Raw genomic sequence first — 15,469 nt, forward strand, 5'->3', positions numbered from 1 at the left:
ATAACCAGCAGCAGGCCACCCTGACACTGGTGCTGAGAGACAGGCAGGATAAGCCGGTTGCCAATATTCAGCCGCGCCTTCATTTTGCCGGCAGCGGGGCTTTGTCCGGCACCGGGGATGAGCCGAAGATGGGGGCGATTCAGGAAGATCCGGCCAACCACGGCACCTATATTGCCACCGTAACGGCCGGGACAAAAACCGGTGAATGGACGGTGACGCCGGCGGTGGATGGCCGGGCGTTTCCCAAACTGGCGGCCAAAATCACGTTTAATCCGCCAACACCACCAAGTATCAAGGATCTGAAACTCAAAGTAGCCAACCAAAAAATGCTGGTAGTGGGTGAAACATTACAAGCTGAATATGTCTATGAGCACAACGGTGGGAATAAGACGGATAACTCTTTCTATGCCTGGGGAGAAGAAGGACAAACAGTCGCAGCCGTGGAAGATTTAGCTAAATCGGGAGACAACAAGTCAAATTCTAGCTTACCGAGCAATACTGGGGGGGGATTCAGTGGAATCGTGCAGAATGGAAAGCCGCAGGACTACCTTATTGTGGAAGGGCATGCTGGTAAGGTGCTTGAGTTTTCAATATTGGCGAGAAATGGGGTGAATGCCCGTGCAAAAGATATTTTAACGCTCACAACTAACGATACGCAAAATAAGGGTAATGAAACAAAGAGTAAGATCGATGGAGGCAGAGTAGCAAATGTTGCTGATACTGTCGAAGTGAAGCTGGATGCGCAGGGTAAGGACACAGTAGTTGTCAACGGGAAGTCTGTGGTTAAACTTCGGGCTAGAGAAAATGAGACTCCAAATTCTAAAACAGACTCTATTCAGTTGACGATTAAAACTCAAAAGCATGGTAAATCTGCGGCTTGGGTACCTGTGGTTATTAAGATGAGTGGGGTTAATCGACAAAATGTTGCAGTACAGCCGCCGGAATTCAAGACCAAGTTGGATGGTAAAGAGGGAGAATTTATTGGCTACACAGATCAGACCGGTCAGTTTATTAAAATAGCCTCTGATCCAGAAGGAATAGGTGTAAGGACAACATTGAAGGCTATTGCTGATGGTATCACAGGGCCTGTAGAGGAGAAAACTGATGTTATCTTTACTGTGATTACCAGCCCTGATACGGATAAGGCCAATTATTGGGGACATATGGTAGAGAGCATCCTGCATAAGGGGGTAAATTACCGTAGGCCTTTATTACATGCAGAATGGCCAGGCTCAAGTACATATGGAGTAAAGGGTAGTAAAGAAGTTTGGGCTGGTGCAGGGATAGAGAAAGGACGACAATATTGTAATAACTTGCCGACTTTATATGAACTTTTCAGATTAGCTACATTGCAACTATACAATGAGTATGGTTGGTCAACCAATGACTCCAACTCCAGTTACACCGTATGGTCTGGCTCGGCGGCTTCGGAGCCGAATAGGTGGTGGGCAGTTAATTTGGTTGCTAATGCGGAGGATTGGTTTGCAACTTCATCTGCTTTGCCTGTTATTTGTAAGGGATAAAAAAATCCCACCTCAAAAAGGTGGGATTTCATTCGCTAAAATTCATCTGTTCTGAATGCGAGTTAAAAAACCTTACTTTTCGTGCAAACCCAGTTTTTTCTCCAGATAGTGGATATTGGTGCCGCCTTTCTGGAAGTTTTCATCATTCATGATCGCCAGTTGCAGATCGATATTGGTTTTGATGCCATCAATGATCAACTCGGCCAGTGCATTTTTCATACGCGCAATGGCAACTTCACGGGTTTCGCCGTAAGTGATCAACTTGCCGATCATGGAATCATAGTAAGGCGGTACGGTATATCCCGCATAGATATGAGATTCCCAACGCACACCAAAGCCACCCGGTGAATGGAAATGGGTGATCTTGCCCGGGCTTGGCAGGAAGGTTTTCGGATCTTCTGCATTGATACGGCATTCGATCGCATGACCTTTGATTTCGATATCTTCCTGTTTGATGGACAGCGGCATACCTGCGGCGATACGTAACTGTTCTTTGATCAGGTCAACGCCGGTGATCATCTCAGTCACTGGATGCTCAACCTGAATACGGGTATTCATCTCAATAAAGTAGAATTCACCATTTTCGTACAGGAATTCGAATGTACCCGCTCCGCGATAGCCGATTTCAATACAGGCATTGGCACAGCGTTCACCGATTCTGCGGCGCAGTTCCGGAGAAATACCCGGTGCTGGCGCTTCTTCCACCACTTTCTGGTGGCGGCGCTGCATGGAGCAGTCACGCTCAGCCAGATAGAGTGCATTGCCCTGACCATCAGCCAAGACCTGAATTTCAACGTGACGTGGATTTTCAAGGAATTTCTCCATGTACACCATGTCGTTGTTAAACGCCGCTTTTGCTTCTGCGCGGGTCATAGCAATGGATTGTTCCAGATCTTTGTCGCGGCGTACAACGCGCATACCACGACCGCCACCGCCGCCCGATGCCTTGATGATCACCGGATAGCCGATGCGGTTTGCAATCGTTTTGTTTTTCTCAGCATCGTCACCCAATGGGCCATCAGAGCCGGGAACGCAAGGCACACCGGCTTTTTTCATCGCGCTGATAGCGGAAACTTTATCCCCCATCAAACGGATGGTATCCGCTTTCGGGCCAATGAAAATAAAGCCGGAACGTTCAACTTGCTCAGCAAAGTCAGCGTTTTCAGACAGGAAACCATAACCGGGATGGATCGCCTGTGCGCAAGTGATTTCCGCCGCAGAAATAATGGCGGGAATGTTCAGGTAGCTTTTTGCTGATGCCGCAGGGCCGATGCAGACGGTTTCATCTGCCAGCAGGACGTGCTTCAGGTCACGGTCTGCCGCAGAGTGTACCGCAACGGTTTTGATCCCAAGCTCCTTACAGGCTCTCAGGATACGCAGTGCTATTTCACCGCGGTTAGCAATGACTATTTTTTCAAGCATGGGGACGCCTCGTTATTCGATGACGACCAGTGGCTCGTCGAATTCAACAGGTTGACCGTCTTGAGCCAGAATCGCTTTCACTACGCCGGTTTTATCCGCTTCGATCTGGTTCATCATTTTCATGGCTTCGACGATGCACAGGGTTTCGCCCTGAGTGACATGCTGGCCGACTTCAATGAAAGGTTTCGCATCTGGGCTTGGTGAACGGTAGAACGTACCGACCATTGGGGAGCGGACAATGTGGCCGCTGATTTCTGCCGGTTTGTCAGCAGCGGCTGGCGCAGCCGGAGCAGCGGTTTGTACCGGCTGATGAACAGGTGCAGAAATATATTGTTGAGTCATTGGCATCGCGGGTGCTACCGTCGTGCGGCTGATGCGTACTGACTCTTCACCTTCAGAAATTTCCAGTTCAGAAATGCCAGATTCTTCAACCAGCTCGATCAATTTTTTTATCTTACGAATATCCATGAGTGTGATTCCGTACTCTTATATAATTAATTGGATGTTGACAAGCGGTTGACCGCTGCCTGTAATGCGAAACTATAACCATCTGCACCTAACCCGCAGATTACGCCTACTGCAATATCGGAAAGATATGAGTGGTGGCGGAATGGCTCACGGGCATGCACATTGGAGAGATGAATCTCAATAAATGGGATATTCACTGCCAGAAGTGCATCGCGTAGTGCCACGCTGGTATGCGTGTATGCCGCAGGGTTAATCAAAATAAAATCAGCATTGCCCCGCGCTGAATGAATTCTCTCTATCAGTTCATATTCTGCATTGGATTGCAGATGGGATAATTCGACTCCCGATTGGTGAGCTTCTTTTGACAGTTTGTTAACGATGTCATCGAGCGTTAACTTGCCGTAGGTCTCTGGCTCTCGTGTTCCCAACAGGTTCAGGTTGGGGCCATTCAAGAGTAAAATGCGAAACTTGTCTGCCATTGTGCGGGTATCTCCGGCAATCTGTCAACAATCGACCAAGATAACTCGATGTCAACGGTTTGTCATCTCTTTCTGATAACTAGATTTGTAAATTTGACGATAAAGCCCGACATTATAAACATATCGTGGCATTTAGCAGCTAAATACTGGTCTTATCAGCACACCGTCCCCTTCTCACCTCACCTTCACGACTGTTCTGCCTGTGACCTGATTGTTAATCAGTTTATTGGCATATTCGATAACCTGATCCAAGGTGATTTCATTGGCTGTCTGTTGATAGAAAGAATCAGGCAGCAGCGTTTGCAATCGTTGCCAAATGGCAGGGCGTTCTGAAGCCAGTGCTGTCACGGATGCCACACCTTGCAAACGGACGTTACGCAGGATAAAAGGCATGACGGTGGTGGGTAATTGGCCGTCACTCGCCATGCCACAGGCGGCTACTGTACCGTTATAGTTCACCTGTGCCAGCAAAGTCGCCAATATCTTGCCTCCGACGGTGTCAATTACCCCCGCCCAACGCTGTTTTTCCAATGGACGTGACGGCTGGTTAAAGTCACTGGCAGGCAGAATCGCTTTTGCACCGAGTGAAAGCAGGTAATCTTGATTATCGGATTTACTGCTAATCGCGACGACAGAATAACCCAATTGTGACAGCAAAGTAATCGCTGTGCTGCCAACACCGCCACTGGCACCTGTCACGGCGATATCTCCGCTTTCAGGTATTACTCCGCCTTGTTCCAGCGCCATGACGCATAACATGGCCGTAAAGCCCGCCGTGCCGATGATCATTGCTTGTCGGGCCGTTAATGCTTGCGGCAACGGCGTCAACCAGTCACCAGACACGCTCGCTTGTTCTGCCAGCCCGCCCCAATGTGTTTCTCCCACTCCCCAGCCGGTCAGTAAAACGTGCTGACCAACATGAAAACGCGGATCTTCGGAATGATGAACAACACCGGCAAAATCGATCCCCGGTATCATCGGAAATTGTCGGATAATCTTACCCTTACCTGTAATGGCAAGGGCATCTTTATAATTGAGTGTTGACCAATGAACATCAACGGTCACAGCACCTGAGGGTAATTGGGAGGCATCAATATCCTGAATAGACGCTGTTAATGTTTCGTGTTGGTCAAGCAATAAGGCTTTCATGGTTATTCTCCCTTGCTGGGTATCTGCTGATACCATTACCTGCCTGGCATCACCACAATTCTGTTTCACCACAATTCTGTCTCACCACAATATAGATAAAATCAAATAAGCTGAAACGGGCAGGCAACGATATTGTGATAGAGAGTGGCAAAACTGTAGTTACTTATTTTTATTCAGGATGGCACTGTAAAAGATAATAATATACAGGAAACAATAAGGAGAGTGCTTTTGATAACTGGCTCGGAATAATCCTTATTTTCGTTACTTGCCGTTGATAGTGACGATATTTTTTCAAATCCAATCCTCAACCTCACAAATTTATCTATTACTTTTATACTTAGGAAACTATTCCTGACGACAGCAGGAAGACGAAAATTTTTAAGAAAAAGTGAATATTGGTTGAACTTACTGAAATGATTATGGAGCAATATGGAAGCTCGAAAAACGCGGTGGCAGCTTCACAATATGCACTATAATGTTGGTTTTTTGGTGCATCAGGTGATTTTGGAATGCTGTGATGAGGTTATCGGTGAAATTAACCCATTTTTATGCAGTTTTTTTCTGCTCCGTCAGAGAAAAGTAACGTAGAATATCGTGTTTCTGATGTGAATAACGTAGCCACTTTTATTGAAGTAGTAAAAGTAGTTAATTATGCGCCTTGTCGCTGCTTCATGTGGTTGGTAGAGTAGACGGACAATCTCCGTCCCCAGCTTGCAGGATTATCCTTTCGTTATGTTAAAGAAATTTCGTGGCATGTTTTCCAACGATTTGTCCATTGACTTGGGTACTGCCAATACCCTTATTTATGTCAAAGGTCAGGGAATAGTATTGGATCAACCCTCTGTTGTTGCCATTCGTCAAGACAGAGCCGGCTCACCAAAAAGCGTTGCAGCCGTAGGGCTGGAAGCAAAGCAGATGCTGGGACGTACTCCGGGTAATATCGCAGCTATCCGTCCTATGAAGGATGGTGTGATTGCTGATTTTTATGTCACGGAAAAAATGTTACAGCATTTTATCAAGCAGGTTCACAATAACAGTTTCATGCGCCCAAGCCCGCGCGTGCTGGTGTGTGTGCCTGTCGGGGCGACTCAGGTTGAGCGTCGCGCCATTCGTGAATCTGCCCAAAGTGCAGGTGCCCGCGAAGTATTCCTGATTGAAGAGCCAATGGCGGCCGCAATCGGTGCAGGTTTGCCTGTTTCCGAAGCGACAGGCTCAATGGTAGTGGATATTGGTGGAGGAACCACCGAAGTTGCTGTTATCTCCTTGAACGGGGTGGTTTATTCTTCCTCCGTGCGTATCGGTGGAGACCGTTTTGATGAAGCTATTATCAATTATGTTCGCCGTAATTATGGTTCCCTGATCGGGGAAGCAACGGCAGAGCGTATCAAGCATGAAATTGGTTCTGCTTACCCGACAGATGAAGTACGCGAAATTGAAGTGCGTGGCCGTAACCTTGCAGAAGGTGTACCCCGCAGCTTTACCCTGAATTCCAATGAAATTCTTGAAGCCCTGCAAGAACCGCTGACCGGCATTGTTAGCGCTGTCATGGTGGCTCTGGAGCAGTGCCCACCAGAATTGGCTTCTGATATTTCTGAACGTGGTATGGTACTGACTGGTGGTGGTGCGTTACTGCGTAATCTTGATCGTTTGTTGATGGAAGAGACTGGCATTCCTGTTATTGTGGCTGAAGATCCACTCACCTGTGTTGCCCGTGGCGGTGGCAAGGCGCTGGAAATGATCGACATGCATGGTGGCGATCTGTTCAGCGAAGACTGAAAGTAACTCTGCGAGCTGGGAGGCGCGTATATTTTCTTGGAGCCTCCTTGCTGGTTATTCCGGAGTTTTATCATTAATGAGACAACACAGCCCAACAATGCGCAATTTATGAAGCCGATTTTCAGCAGAGGGCCTTCTCTGCAACTACGACTCTTTTTTGCTGTTATTATTGCCATTATTCTGATTGTGGTAGACAGCCGCCTCGGTGTTTTCAATAAAGTCCGTAGCTATATGGATACGGCTGTGAGTCCGTTTTATTTTCTTGCCAATGGGCCGCGCCAATTTTTGGACAGTATTTCTGAATCTCTGACCAGCCGCAACCAACTTGAATTAGAAAATCGAACCCTGCGTAATGAATTACGATTGCAGAGCAGTAACCTGTTACTGTTGGGGCAATTGAAACATGAAAACGCCCGATTGCGTGAATTATTGGGATCGCCTTTGCGTAGTGATGAGCATATGATGGTATCGCAGGTGATCTCTGGGGGTATGGACCCCTACCGCGATCAGGTTGTCATAGATAAAGGTGCTAAAGATGGCGTCTATGAAGGGCAGCCTGTTATCAGTGATCGGGGTGTTGTGGGGCAAGTCATTTCGGTCAGCCAATTGAGCAGCCGGATATTACTGATTTGTGATCCGACTCATGCACTGCCTGTACAGGTACTGCGTAATGATATTCGCGTTATTGCTGGCGGAGCAGGATGTACAGACAATCTCCAGCTGGAACCCCTGCCGAGTGATACCGATATTCGCGTAGGTGATGTATTGGTAACATCGGGTTTGGGCGGGCGTTTCCCGGAAGGTTATCCTGTGGCGGTGGTTTCCTCTGTTAAAATTGATAACCAGCGGGCTCATGCAGTGATTCAGGCTCGTCCATTGGCTGAATTAAGACGCTTGCGCTATCTGTTGCTGTTATGGGGTGCAGATAACAATCCATCTGAGCCATTGCCGCCTTCGGAAGTATACCGTGCCGCTAATGAGCGGTTGATGCAGATGCTACCGCAGGTACTGCCAAATCCATCGGATGAGACACCGCAGTTGCTGGCACCGAAATCAGGCGAAGCGAAAGATGAAAGCCAGACATCATCTGCAATAAATCCGGTTGAAAAAACAAAGCCAGCCGAAAAATCATCACTAAAACCATCATCAACAGCTACAGGAAATCGTTAATGAGTCAGTACCATAGCCGAAGAAGTTGGGTTATTTGGTTATCTTTCCTGATTGCGATAGTGTTGCAAATTATGCCGTGGCCGGAGCAGTTCTTTGTATTCCGGCCTACTTTATTATTCTTGTGCTTAATTTACTGGTTACTGGCACTTCCTCATCGCGTCAGCGTGGGAACCGGGTTTGTATTGGGGGTTATCACTGATTTGCTGCACGGAAGTATTCTGGGCGCACATGCTCTGGCGTTCAGCATGGTCAGCTTTCTGGTGGCTTTCAAATTTCAGCTTATCCGTAATATGTCACTCTGGCAGCAGGCTCTGGTTGTGTTGGGTCTTTCAAGCCTGACGAACCTCTGCGTTTTTCTAGCCCACGTTGTATTGCCGAAGACAGTATTCCATCCGGAAGTGTTCTGGAATGGGGTAGTCAATGGTATTCTCTGGCCTTGGCTGTTCTTATTAATGCGGAAAATCCGCCGTCAATTTTCAGTTCGTTAAAAACGGGCAAAATTATGTCATATGAAAAGCCATGTCATATGAAAAACCATGTCATATGAAAAGCTATGTCATATGAAAAACCATGACAAATTAAAACGATGACGAATTAAAATAGCCTGTTGAGATAAACTCTAAGGATGACTCACGATGCAAACCATTTATTTAGCTTCTGGCTCGCCGAGACGGCGTGAGCTGGTGGAATTGTTAGATTTTAATTTTGAGATCCTGAGACCTCAGGTTGAAGAAAAATGGCGTGAAGGGGAGTCTCCAGAGCAATATGTCACTCGATTAGCCAGAGAAAAATCACAGGCTGGGGTCGCCATTGCGCCACATGATCATCCCATTCTGGGAGCTGATACCATTGTTGTATTGAATAACCGCATTCTGGAAAAACCCCGGGATCAACAACACGCCGCTGAAATACTGAATGCGTTGTCAGGCCAGTGCCATCAGGTTATCACGGCTGTCGCTTTATCGAACAGTCAACATACCCTGAGTGAAAAAGTCATTACAGATGTGATGTTCCGCCAGTTATCCCAACCGGAAATACAGGAATATATTGCAACTGGGGAGCCAATGGATAAAGCCGGAGCTTATGGCATTCAAGGTAAAGGCGGCTGTTTTGTCAGAAAAATTAATGGCAGTTACCATGCTGTTGTCGGCTTACCATTGGTGGAAACGAATGAATTAATCACACGATTTTTAGCGTTAGCTGATGGGAAGAATTATTCATGACAGCAGAGTTATTAGTTAATGTAACACCATCCGAAACGCGGGTTGCTTATATTGATGGCGGTATCTTGCAGGAAATCCATATTGAACGGGAAGCCAGAAGGGGCATTGTAGGAAATATTTATAAAGGACGCGTGAGCCGGGTTTTGCCCGGAATGCAGGCAGCTTTTGTGGATATCGGGCTGGAGAAAGCCGCTTTTTTACATGCTTCGGATATTATGCCCCATACTGAGTGTATTGCCGGCGAAGAGCGGAAGAATTTTCATGTCAGGGACATCGCCGAACTGGTGCGTCAGGGACAGGATCTGATTGTACAGGTAGTGAAAGATCCTCTGGGCACAAAAGGCGCTCGTTTAACGACAGATATCACTTTACCATCACGTTATCTGGTATTTATGCCGGGGGCATTGCATGTGGGCGTTTCACAGCGGATAGAGAGCGAAGAAGAGCGTGAACGCCTGAAAAGCATTGTCATGGATTATTGTGATGAGCATGGCGGGTTTATTATCCGTACTGCTGCCGAAGGTGTGGGAACCGAAGAACTGGTGCAAGATGCGGCATTTCTGAAGCGCTTGTGGAGTAAGGTGATTGAACGTAAGAAACGTAATATCACTAAAAATAAAGTCTACGGTGAATTGGCGCTGGCCCAGCGTATTTTACGTGATTTTGTCGGGGCTTCCCTTGATCGCATTCGGGTTGATTCGCGCCAGACATTTACGCAATTACAGGAATTTATTGATGAATATATTCCTGAAATGAATGCCAAATTAGAACATTATCAGGGTAATCAGCCGATATTTGATCTGTATGGTGTGGAAAATGAAATTCAGCGGTCGCTGGAACGCAAAGTAGAATTAAAGTCGGGCGGTTATCTGATTATTGACCAGACGGAAGCCATGACAACAATCGATATTAATACCGGTGCTTTTGTTGGACACCGTAATCTGGAAGAGACTATCTTTAATACCAATATCGAAGCAGCACAAGCGATCGCCCGGCAATTAAGGTTACGTAATTTAGGCGGCATTATTATTATTGATTTTATTGATATGAGTAATGTAGAGCACCGTCGCCGCGTATTGGTTTCCTTAGAGCAGGCATTGAGTAAAGATCGTGTGAAAACCACCATCAATGGTTTTTCCCAATTAGGGTTGGTGGAAATGACGCGTAAGCGTACACGAGAAAGTATTGAACATATTCTGTGTGATAACTGTCCGGCTTGTCAGGGGCGTGGTACGGTGAAATCCGTTGAAACCGTATGTTATGAAATCTTGCGCGAAATTGTGCGTGTCAATCGTGCAATTGATGCAGATCGTTTTCTGGTTTATGCCTCTCCAGCCGTCAGTGATGCCCTGAAAGGGGATGAATCTCACGTGTTGGCAGAAGTGGAAATCTTTGTGGGAAAACAGGTCAAAGTACAGACAGAGCAACTTTACAGCCAAGAGCAATTTGACGTTGTGATGATGTAAGGCACTAATTTGCAGAGAGTCTGTTTTTAAATAGCGTCTTTCAGATAGTGTTTTTTCAAATAAATAGCGCTGACAACCAAGGAGAAATGTGTGAGGCGACTGCCGGGGATATTATTAGCGACAGCCGCAATAGCCATTATCATTGTGGCTTTGCTTGTCAGCGGGTTACGTTTCTTCCTGCCACATATCAATGAATATCGTCAGCAGTTGACAGAAAAAATTGCTGCCGCGACGGATATCGCTGTCGATATTGGTTACATCACCGGTCACTGGGAGCCATTTGGCCCCAGTCTGGAAATCCGGGATATCAGTGCGAAGGCGGATCATGTCGGCATTGATGCAAAAAAAATCACACTTTCTCTGGATATCTGGCGTTCACTTTTACAGTGGCGCTGGTATTTTCGGGATTTGTCTTTTTATCAGCTTCAAGTGAATTATGATAAGGGACTGTTTGGGCAAGATGGCGAAAGCATGCTGTCTGAGCCGAATAGCTTTTCCTCTCTGTTTCTGGAACAGTTCAATCATTTTAATTTATATGACAGCAGCCTGATTTTTCTGACTCCATCCGGTGAAAAGGCGGAACTGCAATTACCGCAACTAACATGGTTGAATAAAAATAATCGCCATCGGGCACAAGGCAGCGTCAATCTTTCTTCACTTAACAGTCAGGAAGGTCTTAATAGTCAGGAAGGTATTGTACAAGTCAAATTGGATCTGAACGGTATCAATGGCGTTCTGGATAATGGCGTTATTTATTTACAAGCCGATGATATCGATATGCGGCTGTGGTTAAGCCGTTGGTTAAAGGATAATACCGGGCTGGAAAATGCCCATTTCAGTTTGGCGAGCTGGATTACCTTAAAGAAAGGACGAATTGACAGCGGGCGTTTGCAACTAAAGCAAGGAGAAGCCAACTGGCATCTGGAAAATGAAAAACACCAGCTTGTGGTGAATGATTTACTCTTGCAGATGCGCCGTCAGGATGAAGGCTGGCTGTTTGATGTTCCAAATCTGGCAAACCTGAAAACCAACGGTCAGCAGTGGCCTGCGGGATATATCTCAGCGCTCTATCTTAAGGAAGCGCGCAAATATCAGGATAAAGATCATTGGCGGATACGGGCTGAGAATATCCGGCTTGAGCGTTTAAATGGACTATTGCCGATACTCTCTTTTGTGACGCCGGATATCGTCAAGGATTGGCAGCACTGGCAACCGAAAGGTACGTTAAATAGTTTTGCCCTTGATATTACCCCTGAGTTGCCTGATGACTTGGGAATTCGCATGAAATGGCAGGATGTGAGCTGGTTACGCTGGAAACACCTGCCTTCAGCCGACCATTTCAGTGGCATGTTGGAAGGCAATAAACAGTGGGGTAATCTCACATTTGGCTTGAAAAACAGTACCATTGATTATGGCAGTGTGTTTCAGGCCCCGCTCAATATTGCCAGCAGCGAAGGGCAGATTATTTGGAAAGATAGCCAGAATGGCTTGGAAGTTTGGAGTCAAGGGCTGGATTTGCAAGCAAAATCACTGTGGCTCAATGGAAATTTTCATTACCTGAAACCACAAAATGACCAACCTTTATTGAAAATGCTCGCAGGGATTCGTGTAAATGATATCGGTGAGGCATGGCGTTATTTTCCCAAGCCACTGATGGGGGGATCTCTGACAGACTATCTGACGGCCTCTTTGATTGAGGGAAAGGTCGATAATGCCACTTTGGTTTTTCGGGGCAATCCCCATGATTTCCCTTTTAAACAAAACAACGGCCAATTCCAGGTTTTTGTGCCTCTGCATGATGCAACATTTGAATATCAACCCGATTGGCCAGCCCTGTTTGATTTGGATATTGACCTGAATTTCCAAAATAACGGATTACAGATGCAGGCGCTGAAAGCACGGCTGGGGAAGGTGGATGCCACCGAAGTTTCAGCAGTGATTCCAGATTATGGTAAGCAACAGCTATTTATCGATGCCGGGATATCCGGGGATGGAAAGAATATCCACGATTATTTTAATCACAGCCCGATGGCGGATTCGATTGGCAGCGCACTGGATAGCCTGCAACTTGACGGTAAAGTGGATGGTAAGCTTCACTTGGACATTCCTTTGGAACACGGCGAAGTAAATGCAAGGGGAGAGGTGATGCTAAAAGATACCCATCTCTTCATCAAGCCATTGGATAGCAAGATGGAACACCTTAGCGGCAAATTTCGCTTTGAAAATGGTGACTTAAAAAGTGACAACCTATCTGCCCACTGGCTTGGAAACCCTTTGTCACTGCGGTTTTCCACTCGGGACTCAGCAAAACATTATCAGGTGGATGTCGATTTAGATGCAGGTTGGGCAGCGAAAACATTACCGGAACTTCCTGCTGAAATTCGCCGTCAGTTGTCCGGAACACTGAATTGGCAGGGGAACGTGAATATTACGATACCGCCAAGTGATCGGGCCTCAAAGGACGACGTAAAATATCGTGTCGCTATCAACGCCGATTTGTCGCATATCAAGAGTACATTGCCTGCATTGGACACAGAATCCCTGCAAGAATGGAATAAGATTAATGTTTTTGCAGAAGGCAATATAAACCAATTCCAGATGAAAGGTTCAATAGGCAAACAATACGCATTCAATAGCCAATGGAAGCTGGAAGAAAAGCATGTCCGGCTGCAACGAGGGACTTTTTATTCGGATGGTGTTGAAGTTCCTGCCCTGCCGGAAAAATCGCTGTTGGCGTTAAAACTACCGGCAATTGACGGTGAAAAATTATTGGCACTGATTGCACCGCTGAGTTGGAATTCATCAAATGATGATGGCTTGCGGTGGCCAAGTGTATTTGAAATTTCGTTGCCTTCACTGGATCTTGCCGGGCAGCGCTGGGATGATCTCACATTCAATATTGTTCAACACGCTGATGGTACTAGCGTCAATGCCGTGGGGCAGGATATTAGTGGCAATCTGTGGATTCAAGATAATAAACAGGTTCGGGCGTTAATCGATTATCTTTATTACGATCCCTTGTTTGCAACGGATCTGCCAGTTGATGCCAATAAATTAACGCCGGATAAGGCGCCATCTCTCCATTATTCTCTGAGCAGTTGGCCGGAATTGAATGTTGAATGCACAGAATGCTGGATCGCCGGGCTAAAACTCGGCAAAGTATCCGCATCGCTCATACCGCAAGGTGATTCCCTGATCCTGACCAACGGGAAAGTAGAAAATAGCGCAGGAAAACTGACACTGTCCGGCCGTTGGCATGAAACCGGCCGTTGGAATGAAAATAGCACAGGAAATTATACTCAAGTCAAAGGGCAGCTATCGGGGAAAAAATTCGATGATATGGTGGCTTATCTCGGATTTATTGTCCCGATAGTGGGTGCACCTTTTAAATTTGATTTCAATTTGAAGTGGCAGGATGTCCCGTGGCAACCCGATCTTAAAACCCTGAACGGAACGCTGACCGCAGAGATGAAAAAGGGCGCCATCGCCAAATTGGGCGGTGGCAGGGCAGGGCAATTACTAAGACTTATCAGTTTTGATGCGTTGTTGCGTAAATTACAATTGGATTTCAGTGACACATTCAGTAATGATTTTGCTTTCGATTCCGTCCGTGGCGATGTAACGATAAAAAATGGGGCCATGTATACCGATAATTTTCTCATTGATGGATTAGCAGCGGATATCAATGCCTCGGGAGTGACTGACTTAGTTCGTCGTCAGATCAATATGGAATTAGTCATTACGCCGGAAATTTCGGCAACGGTAGGGGTAGCGACAGCCTTTGCGGTCAATCCTGTGGCTGGTGCTGCGGTTTTTGCAGCGACAAAAGTACTGGGGCCGCTGTGGAGCAAGATATCAGTGATTCGTTATCGGCTAACGGGCAGCTTCGAACAACCTAAAATTGATGAAGTTTTACGTCAGCTTAAGGAGAATAAAGGGCCATGAGAAATGTCAATGTTGCACTTTTACAATTATGCAGTGGTACAAACGTTAAACATAACTTAGCGCAGATTGAACAACAGATTAAGCAATTGCCAGACACAGTACAACTGGTGCTGACGCCAGAAAATGCTTTATTGTTTGCAGATGCCGATACCTACCGTGAATATGCAGAAGTGCAGGGAAGTGGCCCATTGCAGCAGGCTGTGAGTGAAATGGCACAACGTTACGGTATCTGGCTGCTGATTGGTTCTATGCCGATGATCAGCCGGGAAGATCCCTCTCGCATCACAAGCAGTAGCTTATTGTTTGATGATCAGGGCGAAATCCGTGCTCGTTACGATAAAATCCACATGTTTGATGTCAATATTAACGATGAGCATGGTTCCTATAATGAATCCACTATTTATCAGCGTGGGGAACACATTACCGTTGTCGATACACCTGTGGGACGTTTGGGAATGACGATCTGTTATGATCTGCGTTTTCCGGGGCTATTTCAGGCATTACGTGAACAAGGTGCGGAACTTATCTCCGTTCCGGCGGCTTTCACCCGCCTGACAGGTAAGGCGCATTGGGAACCCTTGCTGAGAGCCAGAGCCATTGAGAATCAATGTATTATTCTGGCACCTGCTCAGGTTGGCGTACATGGCACTCGCAGGACATGGGGGCACTCAATGGCGGTGAGTGGTTGGGGTGAAGTTATCAAGAAAAATCCTCTGACTGTCAGCGCATTACAGCTTAATATCCGGCCGGATAGTCTGACTCACATGCGTGAGCAGATCAAAGTGGTGAAACACAATCGCTTCCGTCCACAACTGACTTCTTTGATAAAAAAGAATACAAATTAAGGT

General features: G+C 46.5%; 12 protein-coding genes. 8 read left to right on the top strand and 4 right to left on the bottom strand.

Features of this window, described 5'->3' with window-relative positions:
- The coding region (locus AAC854_RS11200; protein ID WP_340617173.1) for an Ig-like domain-containing protein at positions 1-1,523 on the top strand (1,523 nt) is incomplete at its 5' end.
- A gap of 72 nt (positions 1,524-1,595) precedes the next feature.
- Here AAC854_RS11200 and accC read toward each other — a convergent pair.
- The 4 genes from accC to acuI all read right to left on the bottom strand — a co-directional run bounded on the left by accC (position 1,596) and on the right by acuI (position 5,041).
- Positions 1,596-2,945, bottom strand: coding sequence for an acetyl-CoA carboxylase biotin carboxylase subunit (gene accC, locus AAC854_RS11205; RefSeq protein ID WP_340617174.1), 1,350 nt, complete (start codon positions 2,943-2,945; stop codon positions 1,596-1,598).
- 12 nt (positions 2,946-2,957) lie between these two features.
- A complete protein-coding gene (accB, locus tag AAC854_RS11210) occupies positions 2,958-3,413 on the bottom strand; it encodes an acetyl-CoA carboxylase biotin carboxyl carrier protein (protein WP_340617175.1) in 456 nt (151 codons plus the stop codon).
- 26 nt (positions 3,414-3,439) lie between these two features.
- A complete protein-coding gene (gene aroQ, locus AAC854_RS11215; protein ID WP_340617176.1) occupies positions 3,440-3,892 on the bottom strand; it encodes a type II 3-dehydroquinate dehydratase in 453 nt (150 codons plus the stop codon).
- A 174-nt stretch (positions 3,893-4,066) separates the two neighbouring features.
- Positions 4,067-5,041: an acrylyl-CoA reductase (NADPH) gene (gene acuI / locus AAC854_RS11220; protein ID WP_340617200.1), complete on the bottom strand. Its 975-nt coding sequence runs from the start codon at positions 5,039-5,041 to the stop codon at positions 4,067-4,069.
- Between the two features lie 732 nt (positions 5,042-5,773).
- On the opposite strand from acuI, the gene mreB reads away from it, so the two are divergent.
- From mreB to nit1, 7 genes are all read left to right on the top strand, one after another.
- Positions 5,774-6,817, top strand: coding sequence for a rod shape-determining protein MreB (gene mreB, locus AAC854_RS11225; RefSeq protein ID WP_010847922.1), 1,044 nt, complete (start codon positions 5,774-5,776; stop codon positions 6,815-6,817).
- 108 nt (positions 6,818-6,925) lie between these two features.
- The gene (mreC, locus tag AAC854_RS11230; protein ID WP_340617177.1) at positions 6,926-7,987 is read left to right on the top strand and encodes a rod shape-determining protein MreC; all 1,062 of its coding nucleotides are present in this window, start codon (positions 6,926-6,928) and stop codon (positions 7,985-7,987) included.
- Positions 7,987-8,475, top strand: coding sequence for a rod shape-determining protein MreD (mreD, locus tag AAC854_RS11235; protein ID WP_340617178.1), 489 nt, complete (start codon positions 7,987-7,989; stop codon positions 8,473-8,475). Before mreC ends, mreD begins: the two co-directional genes overlap by 1 nt.
- Positions 8,476-8,622: 147 nt before the next feature.
- On the top strand, positions 8,623-9,210 hold the full coding sequence (locus tag AAC854_RS11240; RefSeq protein ID WP_340617179.1) for a Maf family protein: 588 nt from the start codon (positions 8,623-8,625) through the stop codon (positions 9,208-9,210).
- Positions 9,207-10,676: a ribonuclease G gene (rng, locus tag AAC854_RS11245; RefSeq protein WP_340617180.1), complete on the top strand. Its 1,470-nt coding sequence runs from the start codon at positions 9,207-9,209 to the stop codon at positions 10,674-10,676. Before AAC854_RS11240 ends, rng begins: the two co-directional genes overlap by 4 nt.
- Before the next feature lie 90 nt (positions 10,677-10,766).
- Complete coding sequence (gene yhdP, locus AAC854_RS11250; protein ID WP_340617181.1) at positions 10,767-14,621, top strand: AsmA2 domain-containing protein YhdP; 3,855 nt, start codon at positions 10,767-10,769, stop codon at positions 14,619-14,621.
- On the top strand, positions 14,618-15,466 hold the full coding sequence (nit1, locus tag AAC854_RS11255; protein ID WP_047963560.1) for a deaminated glutathione amidase: 849 nt from the start codon (positions 14,618-14,620) through the stop codon (positions 15,464-15,466). Before yhdP ends, nit1 begins: the two co-directional genes overlap by 4 nt.
- Positions 15,467-15,469: the final 3 nt, after the last annotated feature.

The sequence above is a fragment of the Xenorhabdus entomophaga genome (assembly GCF_037996725.1).
Classification (GTDB): domain Bacteria; phylum Pseudomonadota; class Gammaproteobacteria; order Enterobacterales; family Enterobacteriaceae; genus Xenorhabdus; species Xenorhabdus khoisanae.